21 protein-coding genes and 1 pseudogene (1 of these 22 only partly in view) are annotated in these 19,946 nt (G+C 69.1%); 8 read left to right on the top strand and 14 right to left on the bottom strand.

Annotated features, from left to right (window positions below; all coding sequences use genetic code 11):
* Positions 1-436: pseudogene (locus D471_RS0120980) on the top strand (ATP-binding protein); the annotation flags it as partial.
* Positions 437-500: 64 nt separating this feature from the next.
* On the opposite strand, the gene D471_RS38560 reads toward D471_RS0120980, so the two are convergent.
* On the bottom strand, positions 501-668 hold the full coding sequence (locus D471_RS38560; RefSeq protein WP_017600443.1) for a DUF397 domain-containing protein: 168 nt from the start codon (positions 666-668) through the stop codon (positions 501-503).
* Positions 665-1,438: a helix-turn-helix domain-containing protein gene (locus D471_RS0120970; protein ID WP_083924273.1), complete on the bottom strand. Its 774-nt coding sequence runs from the start codon at positions 1,436-1,438 to the stop codon at positions 665-667. Before D471_RS0120970 ends, D471_RS38560 begins: the two co-directional genes overlap by 4 nt.
* Positions 1,439-1,515: 77 nt before the next feature.
* Between D471_RS0120970 and D471_RS0120965 the strand changes: the two genes are divergently transcribed.
* The 4 genes from D471_RS0120965 to D471_RS0120950 are packed head-to-tail and all read left to right on the top strand — an operon-like array spanning position 1,516 to position 3,185.
* Positions 1,516-1,737 carry a hypothetical protein gene (locus D471_RS0120965; protein WP_026127927.1) on the top strand — a complete coding sequence of 74 codons (222 nt, stop codon included), beginning with the start codon at positions 1,516-1,518 and terminating at the stop codon, positions 1,735-1,737.
* Positions 1,734-1,940, top strand: a complete 207-nt coding sequence (locus D471_RS0120960) for a hypothetical protein (RefSeq protein ID WP_017600440.1) — start codon at positions 1,734-1,736, stop codon at positions 1,938-1,940. Before D471_RS0120965 ends, D471_RS0120960 begins: the two co-directional genes overlap by 4 nt.
* A gap of 13 nt (positions 1,941-1,953) precedes the next feature.
* A complete protein-coding gene (locus D471_RS42340; protein ID WP_017600439.1) occupies positions 1,954-2,085 on the top strand; it encodes a hypothetical protein in 132 nt (43 codons plus the stop codon).
* A complete protein-coding gene (locus tag D471_RS0120950) occupies positions 2,082-3,185 on the top strand; it encodes a methyltransferase domain-containing protein (RefSeq protein WP_017600438.1) in 1,104 nt (367 codons plus the stop codon). Before D471_RS42340 ends, D471_RS0120950 begins: the two co-directional genes overlap by 4 nt.
* A gap of 63 nt (positions 3,186-3,248) precedes the next feature.
* Here D471_RS0120950 and nhaA read toward each other — a convergent pair whose 3' ends face one another.
* A complete protein-coding gene (gene nhaA / locus D471_RS0120945) occupies positions 3,249-4,526 on the bottom strand; it encodes a Na+/H+ antiporter NhaA (RefSeq protein WP_017600437.1) in 1,278 nt (425 codons plus the stop codon).
* 742 nt (positions 4,527-5,268) lie between these two features.
* On the opposite strand from nhaA, the gene D471_RS0120940 reads away from it, so the two are divergent.
* Positions 5,269-6,147, top strand: a complete 879-nt coding sequence (locus tag D471_RS0120940; protein ID WP_017600436.1) for an alpha/beta fold hydrolase — start codon at positions 5,269-5,271, stop codon at positions 6,145-6,147.
* Positions 6,148-6,319: 172 nt separating this feature from the next.
* Here the strand turns inward: D471_RS0120940 and D471_RS0120935 are convergent, their stop codons facing one another.
* Positions 6,320-6,895, bottom strand: coding sequence for a PadR family transcriptional regulator (locus D471_RS0120935; protein ID WP_017600435.1), 576 nt, complete (start codon positions 6,893-6,895; stop codon positions 6,320-6,322).
* A gap of 105 nt (positions 6,896-7,000) precedes the next feature.
* On the opposite strand from D471_RS0120935, the gene D471_RS0120930 reads away from it, so the two are divergent.
* Positions 7,001-8,224, top strand: a complete 1,224-nt coding sequence (locus tag D471_RS0120930; RefSeq protein WP_017600434.1) for an FAD-dependent monooxygenase — start codon at positions 7,001-7,003, stop codon at positions 8,222-8,224.
* 22 nt (positions 8,225-8,246) lie between these two features.
* On the opposite strand, the gene D471_RS0120925 is transcribed toward D471_RS0120930, so the two are convergent.
* Positions 8,247-8,588, bottom strand: coding sequence for a DUF5713 family protein (locus D471_RS0120925; protein WP_017600433.1), 342 nt, complete (start codon positions 8,586-8,588; stop codon positions 8,247-8,249).
* A 135-nt stretch (positions 8,589-8,723) separates the two neighbouring features.
* On the opposite strand from D471_RS0120925, the gene D471_RS0120920 reads away from it, so the two are divergent.
* The gene (locus D471_RS0120920) at positions 8,724-10,103 is read left to right on the top strand and encodes a DUF6177 family protein (RefSeq protein WP_017600432.1); all 1,380 of its coding nucleotides are present in this window, start codon (positions 8,724-8,726) and stop codon (positions 10,101-10,103) included.
* Between the two features lie 78 nt (positions 10,104-10,181).
* On the opposite strand, the gene D471_RS41950 is transcribed toward D471_RS0120920, so the two are convergent.
* The 9 genes from D471_RS41950 to D471_RS35380 form a co-directional block, all read right to left on the bottom strand.
* Positions 10,182-10,634, bottom strand: a complete 453-nt coding sequence (locus D471_RS41950) for an antitoxin YezG family protein (RefSeq protein WP_152486385.1) — start codon at positions 10,632-10,634, stop codon at positions 10,182-10,184.
* A gap of 10 nt (positions 10,635-10,644) precedes the next feature.
* Positions 10,645-13,425, bottom strand: a complete 2,781-nt coding sequence (locus tag D471_RS37750; RefSeq protein WP_017600430.1) for a hypothetical protein — start codon at positions 13,423-13,425, stop codon at positions 10,645-10,647.
* Between the two features lie 34 nt (positions 13,426-13,459).
* Positions 13,460-13,810 carry a DUF6507 family protein gene (locus D471_RS0120905; protein WP_017600429.1) on the bottom strand — a complete coding sequence of 117 codons (351 nt, stop codon included), beginning with the start codon at positions 13,808-13,810 and terminating at the stop codon, positions 13,460-13,462.
* 477 nt (positions 13,811-14,287) lie between these two features.
* Entirely contained in the window at positions 14,288-15,397 is a 1,110-nt protein-coding gene (locus tag D471_RS0120895; RefSeq protein WP_026127926.1) for an ABC transporter substrate-binding protein, read from the bottom strand.
* A gap of 519 nt (positions 15,398-15,916) precedes the next feature.
* Positions 15,917-16,936: an LLM class flavin-dependent oxidoreductase gene (locus D471_RS35385; protein WP_017600426.1), complete on the bottom strand. Its 1,020-nt coding sequence runs from the start codon at positions 16,934-16,936 to the stop codon at positions 15,917-15,919.
* 96 nt (positions 16,937-17,032) lie between these two features.
* Positions 17,033-18,151 carry an ABC transporter substrate-binding protein gene (locus D471_RS0120885; protein ID WP_026127925.1) on the bottom strand — a complete coding sequence of 373 codons (1,119 nt, stop codon included), beginning with the start codon at positions 18,149-18,151 and terminating at the stop codon, positions 17,033-17,035.
* Between the two features lie 14 nt (positions 18,152-18,165).
* Positions 18,166-19,011 (bottom strand): ABC transporter permease, encoded by an 846-nt coding sequence (locus tag D471_RS0120880; protein ID WP_083924275.1) that lies wholly within the window; start codon positions 19,009-19,011, stop codon positions 18,166-18,168.
* A gap of 41 nt (positions 19,012-19,052) precedes the next feature.
* Positions 19,053-19,853, bottom strand: coding sequence for an ABC transporter ATP-binding protein (locus tag D471_RS0120875; protein ID WP_017600423.1), 801 nt, complete (start codon positions 19,851-19,853; stop codon positions 19,053-19,055).
* An 85-nt stretch (positions 19,854-19,938) separates the two neighbouring features.
* Positions 19,939-19,946, bottom strand: partial view of a flavin reductase family protein gene (locus D471_RS35380; RefSeq protein ID WP_449406572.1) — the 3' portion only. Its footprint extends 310 nt past the window's final position; 8 of the gene's 318 nt are visible here — the last part of the coding sequence; the start codon falls outside the window, past its right edge — the gene reads right to left on this strand; its stop codon occupies positions 19,939-19,941.

Here is a 19,946-nt window from a genome sequence, read left to right as displayed (position 1 = left end):
GCCCCCCCGCCGCTTCGTCAGCAACGTCCTGGGTCCGCACTTCGAGCAGGTCTGCCGTGAGTGGGCCCTGCACCACGCCGACCCCGATCTGATCGGAGGGCTACCGGCCCGTGTCGGGCACGGCGTTGTGCACGACCCGAAGGCGAGGACCGGTCACGAGGTGGACGTCGCCGTCATCGGGGTCGCCGACGGAAGCCGCAAGCCCCCGCTGCTCGCCATCGGTGAGGCCAAGTGGAACGACGCGATGGGCGCCGCCCATATCGAGCGCCTGCGGCATATCCGCGAGCTGATCACCCGGGCCGGGCGCTACGACACCACACACACGCGGCTGCTCTGCTTCAGCGGCGGCGGGTTCAACGACAAGGCCCGCGCGGCGGCGTCCGTGTCTTCTGATATCCGCCTGATCGACCCGCCGATGCTGTACGGGCAGGTGTGAGCGGCACGCAGGGGCTCTGCTGGTGCCCCGTGGACGTGTGTCCGTTCACGGGGCACCGAGGGCGTCAGCGGGTGAGGCTGGCGAGCAGTCTGACCCACTGTTCGGTGCCGAAGGCCAGCGCGCCGTGTTCGCGGTGTTTGGTGTCGCGGACCTCCGCGCCGTTCTCGTGCTCTCTGACCTCAACACACTCAGAGCCGCTTGGGCTGTAGCTCGATTTGTGCCAGTCGTTCACGCCATTATCTCCTTCATCTTCTCCACAGATTCGCGGGGCGGTAGTGCGGAGCCCAGCACCCGTGTGAACCGGGTGGTCATCCGTTCCACTCCTGTGGGGTCGGAGTGGATGACAACTCCTCGGTTGTGCTCGCTGGCCGTGACCACTCGCCCATCACGAAGGCGGAAGACGGACATCGGTGAGACCAGGCCGATCACGGTTCGGTCAGGGATCAGGTGAGCCTCCACCCGGCCGCCACTGATCAGCTTCAACAGGTGCTCCACCTGGTCCCGACGAACATCGTCGGGTAGGCAGGCCAGTGCCCCCAGCGGGAACACGGCTGTCACCCACGGCGACCCATTCTTGGCGAGCGCATCGTACCTTCCGCTACGTGTGGATACCTCACGTTTGATCTCCACCTCCGTTTCCGGGAAGCGGCCTTCCCTCAGCATGAGCGCCATGTACGCCGGGCACTGAAGCAAGCCGGGTATCACCCAGGGGGAACCGAGTTCGATGGTGTGGGACCCCTGCTCCAGTTCCGGGATGGAGTCCTCCCACGGCTTCAACAACGACCCCGTCATCGCCACCTGCCACAGGTGCACCAGCTGATTCCGGGCCCCCAACACCTCATCCAGCCGTGCGACGTTATCCCAGCTAGGTAGATGCTTTCCCTGCTCCCACTTGGTGATCAGGCCAGGAGAGCAAGGGATTCTTCGGGCCAGCTGAGCCTTGCTGAGGCCCGCGTTGTTGCGTGCGATCGTGAGCGCCGTGCAAAAGTCGTTGCCCTCCATGTCACGGACTTTACGAAGCTTGCACGAGCTGGTTATTGGGTCGCGACACACCGTTACCGAGGTGTGAGCTGGGCCTCATGGCGAATTTCGATGTGCCCGAACAGACCGCCCTCGCCGACCTCCGCCAGCGCCATCCCGGCTGGAGAATCCGGCGGGCCCACGACGGCGGCCACGCCTGGATCGCCGTGCACGGACCCGACGCCGACGACGTCGTCCGCGTCGACACCCTCGAAGTCCTGGGCGTGCGCCTGCACCTGACCCGGTACGTGCCCCGCCCCAGGTCGGAGGCGACGCCATGACCCGCCACGCGGTCGCCTACCTCGGAAACTCCCGCTGGCTCGTGGACGGCCGGGAGGGCGACTGGAACGAGTGCTACCGCTACCTGACCCGGGTCTGCGGGTTGCGGCATTCCCTGACCAACGAAGCCCTCGCGAACGCCCTGCGGATGGACCGCGCCCGCTGGGCGGACGTCGCCGACGAACACGACCACGAAACCCGGTAGAGAAGAGGAACTCATGGCCAAGTGCTCCATGTGTAAGGGTGAGGGCACCATCGTCGCCAGGCACGACGGCAAGGACAAGGACGACTGGGACAGCCAGGAGATCCTCATGAGCTGCCCCGGTTGTAACGGGACGGGTGAGAAGTGAACCTCAACGACCTGCACGACCGGCTCGTGGCCGGTCTGGAGACGTCAGAGGAGATCCGGGCGGCGTTCGCCGCTCACCCTCGACACCGGTACATCCCCGACATGATCTGGCCGAGCGTGACCGGCCTGCCGCTGTTCCGTACCGCTGACCCCGAACGGTGGGCGCGGATCGTCTACGCCGACGACGCGGTGACCACACAGGCCAACGACGGGGGGTCAGGTCCGCGCAACGAACCCAGTTCATCGTCGTCGGCCCCCCAACTGATGGCGGACATGATCGCCGCCGCGAGGATCAGGCCGGGGACGCGGGTGCTGGAGATCGGCACCGGCACGGGGTGGAACGCGGCGATCCTGTCCAGTCTGGTCGGTCCGACGGGGGCGGTCACGAGCGTGGAGATCGACCCGGACGTGGCCTCCGCCGCCCGGGAACGCCTGGCCGGAACGAGGGTACGGGTCATCACGGGCACCGAGGCCCCCGGCACGGACACCTACGACGCGCTCATCGCCACGTGCTCCGTATCGCGGGTTCCCGTGGACTGGCTCGATCGGGTAGGGCTGGAATCCCTCATCGTGACCCCGTGGGCCGCGCATTCGCACTGGCAGCACACCCCTGTCGTGGCTCTCCGCAAGACGGGTTGGACCTGCGCGCGTGGGCCGTTCGCCCTCGGCGCGAGGTTCATGCACGACCGCACCCAGCGTGTGCCCGATCCCGACTTCCCAGGTCTGGGTCGTCGACCGGAGGCGACCGACGTCGTGCCGTTCACCTCGGACGAGGTCGTCGAGGGCGACCTTCTGACGTGCCTCATGCTGATGCTGCCAGGCGTCCGGATCGGTGCGGGCGTCCGCCCCTTCGCGGGCGGCCACGGCCGGATCGTCTACCTCGGCACCCCGGAGGGGTCGTGGGCCTACCTGTGGCCTGACGGCACGGTGCACAGCGGGGGCCGGGAGAACCTGGTCGATCGGCTCTCGGTGGCGTACACGACCCTCAAGGGCGTCGACGGCGCGGACGTGACCGCGTTCTCCCTGGAGGTCAACCCGCCGAGCCGGGTGTGCCACGTGCGCTCGGCGTTCGGGGAGTGGGACCACGGAACGAACTCCTGACGAACGCGGCGACCCCGCCACCCGAACCGGGTGACGGGGCCGCCGCGATGCCGTGACGCCAGGTCAGGAACTCTTGCCCGCCCCCTCCGGCGGGGAGACCGCGGCCTGCCCGCGGTAGTGCCGGTTGCGGGCGCCCAGGATGACCACGGCCAGAACGGTCGCGATCAGCGACGCGATGAGCACACCCGACTTGGCGTGGGTGAGGTGCTCGGGCGAGTCGGTGAAGGACAGTTCGGTGATCAGCAGGGAGACGGTGAAGCCGATCCCCGCGAGCTGCGACATGCCGACGAGGTCGATCCACTTGAGGCTGGGGTTCAGCTCGGCGGCGGTCAGCTTGGTCATCACCCACGAGCCGCCGACGATGCCGACGACCTTGCCGACCACGAGGCCGAGGATGATGCCGAGCCCGGCGCGGTCGGTGAACACGGCGCCCATGCTGTCGAAGACCACACCGGCGGAGAAGAAGGCGAAGATCGGCAGCGCCAGACCGGCGGACCAGGGACGCAGCATCTGCTCGACGCCGTGGCTCGGGTCGTGGTGCTCACCCTCGTGCTTGGTGGTGCGCATGAGCAGACCCATGGCCACACCGGCGATGGTGGCGTGCACGCCGCTCTCGTGGACGAGGACCCAGATGACCACGGCCAGCGGGATGTACACGATCCAGTTGGGGATGAACGAGGCGTTCAGCTTGGCGGCCAGGCCCTTGCCGCGCTGGAGGTAGCCGAAGACGGCGAGGCCGACCGCGGCCAGGCCCAGGGAGACGAAGTCGATGCCGGAGGTGTAGAAGACGGCGATGACGATGACGGCGCCCAGGTCGTCCACGATCGCCAGGGTCAGCAGGAAGGTGCGCAGGGCGGTCGGGAGCCAGCGGCCGACGACGGCGAGGATCGCCACGGCGAAGGCGATGTCGGTGGCCATCGGGATACCCCAGCCCGACATGGTCTCCGGGGTGGAGAAGTTGACCGCGGCGTAGATCCCGGCGGGGATGACCATGCCGCAGATGGCGGCGACGATCGGTAGCGCGGCGCGCCGTGGATTGCGTAGCTCGCCGTTGACGAACTCCTGCTTGAGCTCGTTGCCGACGACGAAGAAGAAGATGGCGAGGAGGCCGTCGGCCGCCCAGGTCTCCAGGGTCAGGTTCAGGTGGAGCGACTCGGGTCCGAACCGGATCTCACGGAGGTGCTCGTAGGCCTCGCCGAAGGGCGAGTTGATCCACAGGAGGGCCAGGAGGGCCGCGCCGATGAGGATGAAGCCGCCGACGCTGTCGCTGCGCAGGGTGTCGGCGAAGCGGCTGAGCAGTGGGCTCGAGGGAGTGGGGTGCTCGATCGGGTCGATGCTCATGTGCGACTCTCCAGGACGTGACTCGACAGGGACTCGCCGACCAGTCTTCCCGGCACACCTGAGGCGCTCGGCGCCCCGCCCATGTTCACGGACCCTTGTGGAGATGTCCAGCCCAGAGGGCATGTGTTCGCGCCGGATCCGATTCTGTCGGTGGGCACGCGGGCAGCCGCGTCGGCATCGGGGAACGGGGTGGACGGCGGCGGTGGGGATCACCGCCCGTGACTATGACCAACGGGTTGGTTGGTTGCTGGTCCAGCCGCGTCCCTGTTCTCCCCCCGGTGTCTACACGGCGGACATCAGGTTCTGTGATAACAGGCACCACGCATCATATGTCAAGGAATCGGGCTTACCGTCCGAGGCTTCCCCGGTGATGTCCACCACTGCGTGCGCTCCCGTGGGCGTGTCGGATCGGATTGGCCGACGGCTGCGGGACTCCTACCCGAAAAGTACGGCTTTGATGTTCGTGTTCCGGGCACGGGAAATGTGACGCACGTCCCACTGGGGGTCTGTGTGTCGGGATCGGCTGCGGGGCGGAATGGTGCCCGACGGTCACCCGGGGTTCACGATTACCATGAGTCGCCGGAGTCGTGCTGTGATCCGTCTTCGGGGCCGACGCGTTCGAGCTGGTGGGGCCGGACGGGACGGGTATGGCGTGACGCGCGTCACCCGCGTACAGTCCGAAGGTGGAGTGCCGGGAAGACTGGTCGGCGTTGAACACCCTTATCTGGAAACCAGGCGGCTGATGCTCGACTCCCACGTGCGTGGTGCGCACGTCTACCGATCCGAATCCGGTGCGCGGACCGTGCGCGACTGGTGCGAGGAGGAGATCGCCCGGTGGCCCGGGCTCGTTTCGCTTCCCACCGTCTCCTCCGAGCTCGGCAGTACGCGGGCCTTCCGGGCGTCAGGGGGAACGGGCACCCCGGTGGTGGTCCTCAACGGCACCAACTTCAACACCGCCAGCTCCGTCGAGCCGTTGCGCGTGTTGTCGCGCGACCGGACGGTGATCTCGGTCGACGTCCCGGGCCAGCCCGGACTCAGCTGCGGTGTCCGACCCAAGGCGCCGCGCACCGCCGCCTACGGAGCCTGGCTCGACGAGATCCTGCCGCAGCTCACCGAAGAGCCGGTCATCGTGCTGGGGCACTCGCTCGGCGCCGCGATCGCCCTGGCCGCCAAACCCTCCCCGTTGACCCGGGCCCTGATGCTCGTCTGCCCGGCGGGGCTCACGGCGGCGGGGCTGACCCCCGAGGTGATGCGCGCGGTCCTGCCGTGGATGATCGGGCCCCGCGACAGCAAGAGCACCCGGTTGCTCAACGCCATGAGCGGGCCGGAGTACGTCAGCGCGGGGATCCACCCGCTCGCCCCGTGGATGACCCTGGTCGGGCGGCACTGCCGGACCAGCCTCGCGCCGGGACCGCTGACCATGGAGTGCCTGCGTCCGTGGTCGGACACCCCGAGGACCGTGGCCACCGGGTCCGACGACACCTTCTTCTCCCCCGCTCGGCTGCACGGCCCCGCCCGCCGTCTGCTGGACACCGACGTGCGCGTCCTGGAGGGCGCCGGCCACATCGCCCTCCACGAGCAGCCCGAACGCGTCGCCGAACTCCTGCGCGAGTTCGACTGACGCGTCCGGGTCCGCTGGCGGAGGGGCCGGGTCAGGAACGCTCCTCCAGCCGGGACTCCTCCTCCTGCCTCCGGCGGAGAACCGGACGAAGACGTGACGGGGCCGATCCTCGGTCCAGGGCCGGAGGCTGATCGCGGCCAGGAGGCGCTGGTCGGGGTCACCGAGTCGGCGGTCACCGGTGCCAGGTGAGGCGGCCCTCGACGAGGTCGGCGATGACCGCCATCACCCAGGCGAGCTCGGCCTCCACCATCGCGCGGCGGTACTCGTCCTCGATGGTGAAGACGCGGTGCAGTCCCATCCCGTCGGTCAGCCGCTTCTCGTCGTCCATCCGGGCGAGCGTGCGCCGCAGCTTCGCCACCCGCCCGTCGAGCAGCTCCCGCACGCTCTCCGGGGTCAGCGCGGGCAGTGACGCGAGCGCGGCGGGGAACTCCGGGAACTCCCGCGCCGGTGTGGAGAGCATGGTGCGCAGCCAGGACAGGAGCGTCTCGCGGCCCTCGTCGGTGATCCGGTAGGTGGTGCTGCGCGGCCGGTTCCCGGTCTGTTCGGTCTCGTGCACCTCGATCAGTCCGTCGCGCAGCAGCCGGTCCAGGGTCTGGTAGACGCTGTTGCGCTGCGCGATGTTGACGACCGTGTCCTTGTGCCGCTCCCTGATCAGCTGCTGCATCCGGTACGCGTGCATCGGCTCCTCCAACAGCAACAGGAGCAACTGGACCGCCAGCGGCGAACGCTTGTGGGTGCGCGGGGGCATCGAACGGACCTCTCAGACCAGGGAAGCGGGGCTTGAATCCATGGTCATTCTATGTATAGTCATATTATGACTAACGGGCAGTACTGACCCGAAGGGAGCACGGGGATGCGGAAGGCACTGGTCATCGGAGGAGGAGTGGCGGGGCCGGTCGCCGCCGTCGCGCTGCGCGAGGTCGGCATCGAGGCCGTCGTGTACGAGGCCCACTCCGGCCCGGGGGACGGCCTCGGCTCCTTCCTCACCCTGGCTCCCAACGGGCTGGCCGCGCTGGAGGTGCTCGGACTCCTGGAGCCGGTCCGCGCGGTGGCCGCCGACTCCACGTGCCGCATCGAACTCGTCAACGCCTCCGGGCGCCGACTCGGCCTGGTCGGGGACGGGTCGGAGAAGGGTCCGGACCGCCTGCGCACCGTCACCGTCCGCCGGGACGCCCTCCAGCGGGCCCTGGCCGAGGCCGCCCGCGACCACGGGGTGCGGATCGAGTACGGCAAGCGGTTCACCGGCTACACCGAGACCCCGGCCGGGGTCGTCGCGGAGTTCGCCGACGGCACGACCGCCGAGGGGGACGTGCTGATCGGCGCCGACGGGATCCGCTCCCGGGTGCGGGGCCTCATGGACCCGGGGGCTCCCCGCGCGGAGTACACCGGCCTGCTGAACATCGGGGGGCACACGCCCCCGGTCGAGGTGGCCCCGACGCCGGACGCGACCATGCGCATGGTGTTCGGCCGGAGGGCCTTCTTCGGTTACCAGGCCGTGCCCGGCGAGGAGGTCCTGTGGTTCGTCAACGTCGCGCACGAGGAGATGACGCGGGAGCGGATCGCCGCCCGGTCCGACGACGAGTGGAAGCGGTTCACGCTCGACCTGTTCTCCGGGGACCTCTCCGACATCACGACGATCCTGGCCGCCGCCGACCCCGCGTGCTTCCGCCCTCTGGGGATCGACGACGTGCCCTCCCTGCCGCGCTGGCACCGGGGAAGGGCGGTCCTGCTGGGCGACGCCGCGCACGCGGTGTCCAGCTCCAGTGGGCAGGGGGCCTCCCTCGCCGCGGAGGACGCGCTGGTCCTCGCCAAGTGCCTACGCGACGTCGACGGTCTCCCCGAGGCGCTGGGAGGGTACGAGTCGCTGCGCCGTGACCGCGTGGAGCGGATCGCCGCCGAGGGCAGGAAGCAGGGCAGCCGCAAGGGCGGTTCCCCGAACCCGGTGGCGCTCGCGGTGCGCGACCTCGTGCTCAGGGTGGTGTTCGCGATCGCCGGGCGGTCCGGCGGACGGGGGTGGATGCACGACTACCGGGTCGACCTGCGAGAACCGCTGGGTGTCGACGGCATCGGCACCTGAGCGCGAAAGCCGGGGGCGGACGTCACCACTCCCGGGTCGCGATCAGCTTCTCCACATCGGCGTCCGCGAACCCGTAGGCCGACGCCACGATCCAGAACTCCTCGGCGATGGCCTCGCGCGCCACGGTCTCGATCTCACTGCCCGCCGCCTCGAACTCCGGCTCCAGGGCGTTGAACTCGTTCGTCGCGCCGTGCGTGAGCCGGTACAGCGCCGCCAGGTCCGCGGGCCGCTGCGCCTCGATCCGTTCGCACAGGCGCACCAGGATCTCCCTCCCCTTGTCCACCACGTGGTCCGGGTAGTAGCCGTCCGCGTACATCGCCCGCAGGAACGGGTGCTTTGCCAGTCGCTCGTTCGTGATCGCCACGGTGACTCCTCGCCTTCGTCGGGACCTGCGAAGGTCCACTCTGGCGCACGGCTCCGACAGGACGGTTCGCGGCGGCGTCGTGTGCCCCGTCTATGCTTCCCCGGGACGTGCACGACCGGCCCGGAGAGAGAACCGTTGACCTACGACGTGGTGGCGTTGCTGGCGAAGGACCCCGACATGCGGGCGATCTCGCGTGCCCTGAACGAGGCGGGCCCCGACCTGTGGGTCCGTCCCCTGCACGACGGCGGGATTCTCCAGATCCGCGACGCGGACCGCCGCCTCCTGGCCTCGGTCGAGCGCTCGCAGCGCGTGGAGGCGCGGGACGAGGTCGTCCGCCTGCTCGGCGCGGACGCGGCGGTCGGCATGCCGGACCCGTGCTGGTGGGTGGAGGTGCGGGCCCGCCCGGACGAGGCCGGGCGGGAGACCGCGCACCGCGTGGCCGACGCCCTGGCGCTGCGGTCGGGAGGCAGCGTGTGGACCTCGGGGCCGGGTGACCCCTCGGAGTGGGAGGAGACCGACCACCCCGCCGTCGAACGCGCCGCGGCCGAGGCGATCGTGATCGCCCAGGACCGCGAGGTCGTCCCACTGTCCTCGTGGATCTCCGACGCGATGCCCGCCGGTCGGGGCGCGGTCGCGCAGATCCTCACCCCGAGGGGCGCGCGGCTCACCCACGCCCTGCGCACGCTCGTCACGTCGCCGAGGGCCAGGTGGGTCGTGCGCGCCGAGGACGGTTCGCACTTCGACGGGATCAGCGGGTATCCCCTGCGGTGGGACGCGGAGCACGCGTACGTGCCCCTGCCGGGGGAGGACGCGGCGGTCCCGCCGGAGGGGTTCCTCGACGACGCGCCCCTGGGAGCGCAGCTCGTCCTGGACCTGTCCGTGAAACACCGCGAGCCGTTCGCGCCGCCCCTGGGACGGGCGGTCGAGGCGGTCACCGAGCACCTGGCCGGATGCGTTCCCGTGGGCTGGGGGCCGCACGAGCCCGCGCTCGCGGCGTGGGAGCCGGAGCGGTTGGTCCGCCTGGCCCGGCACCGCGTGCCCAGGCCCACGGTGACGCACTTCTCCGGACCCCGGGGCGTCGGGCACCCGTTCTCCGGGAGCGTCCGCGTGACGTGGAACGGCGAGCGGGCCGCCGAGCGGATCACCATGGCGGTCGGTTTCGAGGACGGGGTCGACCTGCCGACCGACGCGCTGCCCGGACTGGTCGGGACGCTCGCCGCCCGGGACCTGTTGGACGTGCTCCACGTCCGCTGGATCCGGGGGCGCGCCGACGTCACGTACGAGCCCCGCTGGCACGGGCTGGCCGTCCCGCTGGGGATGGCCGTCGGCCCGGACGGCGTGCACCGGGTCGGTGGGAGGAAGGCGGTCGCCGGTCCGCTGGGCGGGACGGTCCTGGGTGAGGGCGGGCGTCAGGCGGCCTGGTACCCGGTCCCGGAGGGGGCTGGGAACGCGCAGCGGGCGATGGCCGCCATCCGGGCGCAGTTGACGTACCTGGGGGCGGCGGCCGGAGGGTGAGCGCCGGACACACGTAGCCACCCCCACCCGCAGGTGAGTGGCAGGGTCCTTGGCGGTGTCAGATCGGTGCCTTGGCCTTCAGCCCCGCCCGTCGGCTTCCCGGAGCTTCTCACGCAGCCACTCGGGGATGTGTTCCTCGCCCCGGGGAAAGTGCTTTAGTTCCTGCGCGTAGTTATCATTGCTTGGGGAAAAGAGGAATTCGGGAGGATTGTCGTAGTTGAATTCACTCTTGAACTTCCCTGGGCGGAAGATGGTGTACTTCATGGAGAACCAGGTTCCCTTCCCTTCCTGATACATCCCTCGTCGGAGTTCGCCTACGTTTGTGGATGTGCCATGCGGAATATGGATCGGAGTCTGGGAGCCATCTGGGTAGTGAACGATCAGTTCCTCTTCGATATTAGTCGCGATCGCATACACCGAGTAGACGATTTCATGCCAGTTCTCAGGGGCTGATTTTAGGATATCCCTGCCAATTTCCGTCAAGAGTTCCTGTTGATCGACCATGTCGAGATGTCCCTTTTTGGGAAGCATGCCGTCTCTCCTATCTGAGCCTTGGCACGTTGGGGTATCTCATGCGCCTCTGTGGGACTCCGTTGAGGGTCCAGTCTACTCTAATCTCGGATGGGGGTGGGGGAAGGATTTTCGTGGAGCGTGGTCTCTTGATCTCGAAAGTTTCCATCGAAGGGTCGAAGATATTCCTGATCTCCACTCTAATTCTAGGAGGGGTTGGTCCATTGTCTATGTTCTCCTGCCATTTTCTAATCTGTTCTTGCCATGCTGGAGTGTCCTCCATGTTCCGGATCTGGCCTGCGTCACCAGAGAGTAGTGCTTCGAAGGCGACCTCGAGATTCCGGAAGCTTCCGCTGATCCCTGGGTGTGTGGGGCGGCTTTGGTTTACGTGTTCCAGCATGGGAGCCTGGTTGAGGCGTTCCCCAAATCCGTCGAACTCCGCTGCGCCGACGAGGTGTCCACCATTCCATTGTGCTTGCTCGTATTGCGGTGCCTCGGTGTGCCCAGGATAGTCTTCGGGATTTTCTTTGAAATCTGCTTGGAGTCTCCTGTTCAGTTCTTCGTAGTATTGCCTTCCCTGGCTGTTGACGTATTCTTGCTCTTTTTTGTTCCGAACGTGGTCGCCTGGGGTTAGTTCGGCCTCGACATAGGTGGTCCTCAGCTCCGAGTCGGTCTGGTAGATCCGTCCATTGACAATGTAAGTTGCGTTCGGCCTTGGCCGGCGTAGTTCGGGATGTCTTGATTTATTCCTATCGGATTCCGTTATGATCTCTCGAATGTCTCCGTTGTTGTCAGTGATGAACGTTCCTCGTGGGTTCCCTCTGGTGTCTTTGACCTCATATCTTGTGTTGGGCTCCAGGTCCACCCCGTCGCCGAATCGCCTGGTCGGTTTCGGTTGGGGAGATTCTTCTGGCCCCCTGATCCGGTTGCCGTTCTGGTCGAATCTTGGTTCTGCTGCGTTCGAGTCGGAACTGCTTCCTCCTGGGCCACCCGCATGGTTCGGCTCAGGCCGATGAAGCCCGGAGGGGCCGGAAGGACCAGGCGTCGTGAGCGTCCCGGAGCGCACGGTGGTGCCGCTGGATTCCGTCTGTGAGCTGCTCTCATGAACGGTGACCCCCCTGCTGTCGGACGATCCGTCTCGGGCACCGTCGCCGTCACCGGCGCTGTTGGTGACGGTCATGTCGGTACCGGCGCCGACGTCCATCCGGGCACCGGCTCCGACCAGGGCGGGCTGGTTCTCCCGGAGATACTCCTCTAGCTCGGTGACGAGCTCCTGCGCCTGCCGGTCGACCACCTCGTCGTCCTCGCCCCGACCCGAGGACGAATCCGCGCTGTCGCCACGATCCGGTGCCGCCGTGACCGGGGCCGGGGAGGAGGCGTCCCGGTCCGGTGCGCCGGCGGGCGCGTCGCCGCTCCGGCCCCCTCCGGTGCCGGTGAGATCCCCGAGCCGGGCCTCGAAGTCCGCGCTCAGTCTCCGCAGGAGCCGGTCGATCGAGGAGGTCGCCCCCGAGTAGCCCTCCCCGCCGCGTGACAGGTGCTCCGGCAGGTCGAAGTCGGCCAGGCTGGCCGACCCGTTCTCCCAGTGGGTGGGCATGTCTCCCGGAGACACGTCGTCGGGCAGGCGACCACCCGCGCCGTCGAGGAGGTCCCCGTTGCTCAGCCGGGCCAGGATCGTTCCTCCCCGAACCGGAAAGGCCACCGCGGTCAACGCGACGTTGCCCGCGCCCGTGTACACCACGTACGCCGGGCGGTCGTCCCACTCCCGCCACGGGACGAAGTCATGGCCGACCTCGGTCCAGGAGGAGCTGACGTTGTCCCACCACGTGTCACCCTCCCAGTTCCACGCGTCCGGACCGGAGAACGGGTTCATCCACTCGTCCTCGCCGTAGAACCCGGCCAGGGCGGCCAGCCCCTCGACCTTCTCCTCCTGGTGCTGGAGCGCGTTGTCCCACACCTCACCCGGGGTATCGGCCCAGCCGCGCCCCTCGCGCCACATCCCCGTCGAGGCGACCGCGGACACCGCCGTGTCCCAGACCATCCCGCCGCCGAAGTTGTCCCAGTTCGCGTAGTAGGCGTCGACGGTCCAGTCCAGGGGCCAGGGCTTGGCGGAGTTGCGCGCGATGTAGTCCGCGTCCTCCCACAGCCGCTGCCAGTCGTCGAACGAGGTCAGGTCGTACGCGGTCTCGGGGACGTCGTCCGGGTCGATGCCGTGGACGATCTCGTTGGCCCCCGGCTCGCCCGCGCTCGCCGCCGTGTAGGTCGTGTCGCCGCCGTGCACGGCCACGAGCCGGTTGGCGCACTCGCGCTCGGCCTCCTGGAAGGTGGCCCAGGCCCGGTTGACGTCGAGCTTCAACGCCCTGTTCTGCCCGACCTTCCAGGGATTGGCGGACCAGTGCTCCTCGTCCTTGTTCTCCTCGTAGAAGTCCCAGGCCTGATCTTTGAGGCTCCTCAGGGTCCTCTTGGCCTCCGCGGCGGCCTCGGCGAAGTCCTCCAGGGCGCCGACCGCGTCCGCCAGGTCGTCCTGGATCGTGTCGCCCTTCTGGGCGACGAGGTTCATGACGGAGAACAGGTCCTCGGCCTCCGGGGCGCTGTAGTGCGGCTGCAGCCCCTCCCAGGAGGTCTTGACGTCGTTCGCGCCCCGCGAGACCTCCGAGGCCGCGGTGCCGATGGCGCCGGCGGCGGCCTGGAGGGAGTCCGGCGCGGTCCCGGGGACGGGGATCGCCGGGGGGTAGAGGAGGGTCAGCGGATCGGGGTCGACGGGCTGCTGGAACCTGGTGTCGGGGGCGGGCCGGCTGACGTCGACTGGGGGCATGGGGGCTCCGTGGTGGTGGGGGAGGAGGGCGGGGTCACACGTTCGGCGGGATGTCCGGTTCGTCGATCACCCCGGCGTTGCGCTGGGCCTCCTCGGCCATCTCGTAGTTGCCGACGAGATAGGCGTCCACCGCGTCGGCGCAGCCCTCCAACGCCGATCCGGCACGGCCGAACATCTCCTCGGACAGCGCGCCCACGTGTTCGAGGAGGTTGAAGAGCTCCGCTTCCACGGGTGCGCTGACGGCGCTGGTGGCGGCGTCGAGGATGCCCTCCTGGGCATCGCGGACGGAGCCGTCCAGTCCGCTGCCCTCGCCGTCACCGAGCTGGGTGATGACCGTGTTGATGACCCCGCCGACTCCGGGGGCGTCGATGTTCCATCCGCTCATGGGGACTCCTGGGGTGCGGCGGGGGACGTGCGAGGGGCGAACCGGTCCGGGCGGAAGCCGTCCGGGGGGTCGTCGTGTGTTGGACCGGTTTCGGCCCGTTCGCGTTCCACCCGGGCGATGCGGGCGTTCATCCGGTTCAGGGAGGGCTGGATCGACGCTATGACCCGCGCGATCGTTCGCGTGTGGTCGCTCGAGCGGTCACGCATCCGGGCCAGGGACGTGACGGGAACCACGTTCGCCGGGGCGGGAGGCACGCCGCTCGGAGGCGTGGGCTGCCGGGGTTCGTGCGGTGGCTCGGGGGGATCTACCAGCTCGAACTTCATCCGTCGCTTCCCGTGTCGGCACTCTTCGCGCGGTCTCGTCGAGTGCATTATCCCGACATGGGGGACAAAAGGAGTGAGTACGCGTACACAGAGAGATCCGCCGCCACCCTCTCGGGCGACGACGGATCGGAGGCGTCGGCTTCCTCGCGGTGTGTCACTTCCCGCGCGGCCAGCTCACCTCGCCCGCCGGGTGGACCGACTCCAGGTACTCCGGCGCGAACAACGGCTCCAGGTCGGGGATCTCCTCCAACTGGCTGTTCTCCAACAGCACGGTCGCCTCGTCCTGTGTGCGGATGAGGTCGATGCTCCCGAGCGGGTCGCCCTCCGTCGTGTAGGTGGTGACCAGCTCGTACTCGGCCTCCCAGATGCGCTGGTTGTGCTCGACGTCGTAGTCCTGCTCCTCCTCCAGCTCCGACGCGAACTCGACGCAGCCGCGGACGTCGCCCTGGCAGTACTCGAAGGCGTAGGACAGCGCCCGCAGGAAGTCCTCGACGACGGTCGGGTTCTCCTCGGCGTACTCCGGGCCGGCCGCCATCACACCGAACGACCCCACTACGCCGTACTGTCCCGGCAGCCACTCGATGAACCGCGCGTCCATGGCGTCCAGCAGGAACGGCTCGTTGGAGCGGTAGGCGGTCAGCGCGTCCACCTCACCCTCGGGCAGGATGGACGGGTCGTAACCGACCTGCACCAGGTCGAGCGACTCCAGGTCCACGCCCTCCGACACCAGCATGGCCGCGATCGGCGGCGGCAGGGCGCCCTTGTGGCCGACCGTGACGCCCTCCAGGTCGCTGAGATCCTCCACGTCCGGGCCGGTCAGCAACGTGGCGATCGGCACGTGGCCGTAGGTGGCGACTCCGATGACGTCGGTGCCCTGTTCGTGGGCCTGGAGGATCTCCCCCTCGTTGCCCATCGAGGTGAACTCCGCGTCGCCGTCGGCGACCGTCGCGGCGTTGCCGAAGGTGTCACCGGTTCCAGGCACGATCTTGACGTCGAGGCAGACCGCGTCGAAGTAGCCGAGGGCGTCGGCGGCGATGGCCTCCAGGATGCTGACCGAGGCCTGGTAGCGGTAGCCGGTGATGTAGGTGACCGTCCCGGCGGCCCGGTTGGTCGCGCATCGCTCGTCGTCGATGACGGTGGCCGATTCCGGGGTCTCGGGCTCCTCCGCGCCGCCGCAGGCCGTGGTCAGGAAGAGGGCGGACACCGCGGCCGCGGACGTGAGGCTCGACCGTCGCCGCGGGGCTCGGGGGGTAGGGGTGGGCATGGCCGGAAACTCCTTCGTGTCGGGGGGAGGGCGCCCCCGGGGACGGAGGCGTTCGCGGTACACGGCGAGCTCGGTGATGCGGATGGTCGTGGCTGGAGGGTGCTGGTTTGGTCGCTCGGAGTAGTCGTCTCGGGCTCGCGTCGACCCGGGTCGCGGGGTTTCGCTGGCGGAGCCGAAACGGCGGAAGTGGGGGGTGGTCGGGTCGGTGTCCAGAATGTGTACGGAAAGTAACGAAAAGGGGCTGTGGGGGTCGGATCAGCCGAGGATTCGCACCCGATCGGGGGTCGGTATGTGCCGCATAAACTGGACCCTAGTGGACCGAAACCCCAATGGCATCGGCCTTGTGGGCCGCTGCTCACTGTGGGCGAGGGTGACCTGGGGGTTCTCTCTCGGTCGTCACCCAGGGTTGTGTGGTGCTCGTCACGTGGCGTGTGTTCTCGCCGAGGGTCGACCGGGACCGCCGCAGGGTGACGGCGGCCCCGGTCCCTCACCGCTGGACGGAGGCGGTGAAGTCTGTGGTCATCGGCCCGTCGCCGTGGCCGGCGTCGCGACGGTGTCCGGCCGCAGGCGCGGCATGACCGTCTCACCGAAGGCCGCGAGGTCCGCGTGGTAGTCCGGGAAGATCAGCATCAGCCCGTCCAGCTCAGCGAACTCGACGACCTCCTGGATCCGCTCCGTCACCGTCTCTGGTGAGCCGACGACGAACGGAGTCTGGAACGCCTCGTCCTCCGGCTTCTCGGCGGTCAGGGACAGCGCCTTGTCGGCGGGCAGGCCCCACGAACGCTTCATGTTGACGATCGCGTCGATGTCCGCGCCCCGGCCGTACTCCAGACGGCGGGCCTCGGCGGCCGCGTCGGTCTCGTCCATCACGACGGTCAGCATCGAGTACGTCCTGATCCGCCGCCCCAGCTTCTCCGCCCGCTCGCGGACGTCGCGGCTGGCGTCGCGCAGACCCTCCAGGGTCGACGCGGTCAGGAAGGAGCCGTCGCAGTGCCGGGCCTGGAAGTTCAGCCCGGTCTCGGAACGGCCCGCGCTGATCAGCGTCGGCATCGGGTCGGGGTGCGGACGCGACCGGCAGTCGTCCAGACGGTGGAAGTCACCGTCGAAGGTCACCGAGTCCTCGGTCCACAGCCGCTTGACCAGCGTGGTCCACTCCTCGGTGAACCGGTACCGGTCGGCGTGCGACAGCTCCTCACGCCAGAGCCCCATCTGCGCGAACTCGTCCACGTAGGACCCGACCACGATGTTCAGCCCGGCCCTGCCGCCACTGATCTCCTGGAGGGTGGTGAACATCTTCGCGGTCAGGGCGGGGTGGAACAGGTTGGTGTGGACCGTGGACCACACCTTCACCCGCTCCGTGGCCTCCGCGAGTCCCGACATCATGGTCATGGACTCCAGGGTGCGCCCCCAGTGGTCCGTGGCGCCGTCGTAGCCGCGCCACTTGCCCATCGACATGATGAAGTCGAAACCGTGCTCCTCGGCCAGGACGGCGGCGCGCCGGTTGTACTCGTAACTCGCCTCGGGGTGCGGGGNACCCACCCGCCGTTGCCGATCGGCAGGAAGAGGCCGTACTCCGTGGGCGCCGACACGCCTGCTTCAGACATTCCTTCAGACTCCTTGGTCACTTCCGTGCTCTCACTGACCCTCGGCGGGCCAGGTCACTTCTCCGTTGGTGTGGACGCCCTCCAGGTAGCTGGGGTCGAACAGGGGCGCCAGGTTCGGCAGCTCGTCGAGCTGGCCGGCGGCCACGAGCGTCTCGCCCTCGGCCTCGGTGGAGTCCAGGTCGATGAAGCCGACCGGGGAGCCCTCCCGGGTCGTACCGGCGGCCAGGGAGCTCTCGGCCTGCCAGACGTTCAGGTTGTGGTCGACGTCGTACTCGGTCCCGTCCAGCTCGGCGGCGAACTCGACGCACTCCCTGCCGTTCTCCTCCTGCGCGCAGTAGTCGAAGGCCCGCGACAGCGCCCGCAGGAAGTCCTCGACGACGGTCGGGTTCTCCTCGGCGAACTCCGGGCTGGTCGCCATGACGCCGAAGGAGCCGACCACGCCGTAGTCCTCGGGCAGCCACTCCCGGTACTCCTCGCCCATGCCCTCCAGGAGGAAGGGCTCGTTGGAGCGGAAGCCGGTGAGCGCCTGGACCTGGTCGCGCGGCAGGACGCTGGGGTCGTAGCCGACCTCCACCTGCTCGATCTCGTCCAGGTCCACCCCGTCGGCGACCAGCATGGCCTCCAGGGGAGCGGGCAGCATGCCCTTGTGGCCGAGGGTGCTGCCCTCCAGGTCGCTGAGCTCCTCGACGTCCGGGCCGGTCATCAGCGTCGCGATCGGCACGTGGCCGTAGGTGGCGATGCCGATGACGCCGATGTCGTTGGTGTTGGCCTGGAGGATCTCCGCCTCGTTGCCCAGGGAGGTGAACTGGGCGGTGCCCCCGGCGACGAACTGGGCGTTGCCGACCGTGTCGCCGGTGCCGGGCTGGATCTCGACGTCGAGGCAGACCGCGTCGAAGTAGCCGAGGGCGTCGGCGGCGATGGCCTCCAGGATGCTGACCGAGGCCTGGTACTGGTAGCCGGTGACGTAGGTGATCGTCCCGGCGTCCTGGTTGGTCGCGCAGCGCTCGTCGTCGACGATGGCCGCGGCCTGCGGTGCTGCGTCGTCCTCCTGCCCCCCGCACGCCGAGACCATCAGGACGGCCGACGCCGTCACTGCCGAGGCCGCTGCGCGTAGGTACCGGGGCCGGGGTGGGGAGAAGGGGGTGGACATGCGGACAGCTCCGATCATGAGGGATTTCTCTGCTGCGACTCGTGCCAGAACAGGAGTCGCCGTTCGAGGAGGGTGGTCAGGGCGAGCATGAGCACGCCCATCGTCGCCAGGCACGCGACGGCGGCGTACACGTGCGGCAGCTGGGCGTTGGCGGCCGCGTTGCGGATCATCGTGCCGAGCCCGCTGGAGGACCCGGCCGCGACGAACTCCGCGACCACGGCGCCGACGATCGACAGGGGCAGGACCACGCGCAACGCGGCCAGGGCGTAGGGGAGGCTGGTGGGCAGGCGCAGCTTCAACAGCACCTCCATCCGCGAGGCGTGCAGGGTCCGGAACACGTGCAGGACCGGGCCCGAGACCGACCGCAGGCCGGTGGTCACGTTGATCAGCACCGGGAAGAACGTGACGATCGCGGTGACGACGACCTTCGGGGTCATCCCGAAACCGAAGGCCACCACCAGCGCCGGGGCGAGGGCGACCACGGGGGTGACGTTCAGGACCACGGCGAGCGGCATGACCGCCCGCCGCAGGACGGGGATCTCCGACATCAGCAGGGCCAGGACGAAGGCCGTCCCCGCGCCCCAGGCCACGCCCAGCAGCGCGATCTGGAGGGTGGACCAGGCGTTCTCCACGAACAGCGTCGGGTCGGAGACCAGCGTCCGGCCGACCTCGCCCAGTTCGGGCAGGATGTAGGGGTTCCCGGAGGCGACCCACGACCACGCGGCGCCGACCAGCGCGACCGCGATGACGGTGGGCAGCCACACGCGCGGGGACAGCGCGGACAGCGGGGAACGGCCTCCGCGGCCTCTCCTCCGCCGCCTCCGGGACGGCGGGCTCTGGTATCGGGTCCGGGGGTCCACACCCGCCGCTTTGCTGACGGTGGCCACGTTCTCTCCTCCCGTCACAGCGGGATCAGGTCGTCGGGGGCGGCGCCGCTCTCCCAGGCGCCGCGCAGGGAGGCGCGGACGCGGTCCTCCAGGGCGCGTCCGCGGGGGCCGGTCACCTCGTCGCCGCGCGGTCGGCGCAGATCGACGGGGATCACCTCGTGCACGCGTCCGGGGCGGGCGGACATCACCACGATCTCGTCGGAGAGCGTGACCGCTTCTCGGACCGAGTGGGTGACGAACAGGACGGTCGTCGACATCCGCTCCCACAGCCCCAACAGGTGCCATTGGAGCGCCTCGCGGGTGAACTCGTCCAGGGCGGAGAAGGGCTCGTCCATGAGCAGCAGGTCGGGGCGCGTGCCGAAGGCGCGCGCGATGGCGACCCGCTGCCGCATGCCGCCGGACAGCTCGTGCGGGTACTTGCGGGCGGCGTCGTCGAGCCCGACCATGCGCAGCAGGGCGTCGGGGTTCTCGCTCCCCTTGCCCGACCGGCGGTTGACGCGGGCGGGGAGGGTGATGTTGCGCCGCACGTTCAGCCAGGGCAGCAGCGCGGGCGACTGCGGAACGAACCCGACCGCCTTGGCCGCGCACATCTGGCGGGGTGTGGAGTCGAAGATCCGCACCGAACCCTCGTCGTAGTCCTCCAGCCCGGCGACCACCCGGATGAGGGTGGACTTGCCGCAACCGCTGGGGCCGATGAGGCTGACGAAGTGTCCGCGCGGGACGTCGAGGTCGATGCGGTCCAGGGTGGGCCGGTGCGGGTCGCCACCCTCGTAGGTCTTGGTGAGTCCACGGACCTCGATGCGTTCACGGCTCACGCGGCGACCAGCCTTCGGAAGCGGCGGCCCTGGTAGATGAGGGGTGCGGAGTCGCCGCGGCGGACGCGTGCGACGTCGACGAGGATCATCGTG

The sequence above is a fragment of the Nocardiopsis lucentensis DSM 44048 genome (assembly GCF_000341125.1).
Lineage (GTDB): Bacteria > Actinomycetota > Actinomycetes > Streptosporangiales > Streptosporangiaceae > Nocardiopsis > Nocardiopsis lucentensis.
The sequence above is the reverse complement of the archived record's forward strand: the minus strand, read 5'-3'. Positions and strand labels throughout refer to the sequence as shown.

Coding starts and splice junctions, on each gene's coding strand:
- D471_RS41950 (WP_152486385.1), bottom strand. CDS start 10,634: ATGCTTCCCAAAAAGGGACATCTCGACATGGTCGATCAACAGGAACTC.
- D471_RS42340 (WP_017600439.1), top strand. CDS start 1,954: ATGGCCAAGTGCTCCATGTGTAAGGGTGAGGGCACCATCGTCGCCAGG.
- D471_RS0120960 (WP_017600440.1), top strand. CDS start 1,734: ATGACCCGCCACGCGGTCGCCTACCTCGGAAACTCCCGCTGGCTCGTG.
- D471_RS0120930 (WP_017600434.1), top strand. CDS start 7,001: ATGCGGAAGGCACTGGTCATCGGAGGAGGAGTGGCGGGGCCGGTCGCC.
- D471_RS0120940 (WP_017600436.1), top strand. CDS start 5,269: ATGCTCGACTCCCACGTGCGTGGTGCGCACGTCTACCGATCCGAATCC.
- D471_RS0120935 (WP_017600435.1), bottom strand. CDS start 6,895: ATGCCCCCGCGCACCCACAAGCGTTCGCCGCTGGCGGTCCAGTTGCTC.
- D471_RS0120895 (WP_026127926.1), bottom strand. CDS start 15,397: ATGCCCACCCCTACCCCCCGAGCCCCGCGGCGACGGTCGAGCCTCACG.
- nhaA (WP_017600437.1), bottom strand. CDS start 4,526: ATGAGCATCGACCCGATCGAGCACCCCACTCCCTCGAGCCCACTGCTC.
- D471_RS0120965 (WP_026127927.1), top strand. CDS start 1,516: ATGGCGAATTTCGATGTGCCCGAACAGACCGCCCTCGCCGACCTCCGC.
- D471_RS0120905 (WP_017600429.1), bottom strand. CDS start 13,810: ATGAGCGGATGGAACATCGACGCCCCCGGAGTCGGCGGGGTCATCAAC.
- D471_RS0120885 (WP_026127925.1), bottom strand. CDS start 18,151: ATGTCCACCCCCTTCTCCCCACCCCGGCCCCGGTACCTACGCGCAGCG.
- D471_RS37750 (WP_017600430.1), bottom strand. CDS start 13,425: ATGCCCCCAGTCGACGTCAGCCGGCCCGCCCCCGACACCAGGTTCCAG.
- D471_RS0120970 (WP_083924273.1), bottom strand. CDS start 1,438: ATGGAGGGCAACGACTTTTGCACGGCGCTCACGATCGCACGCAACAAC.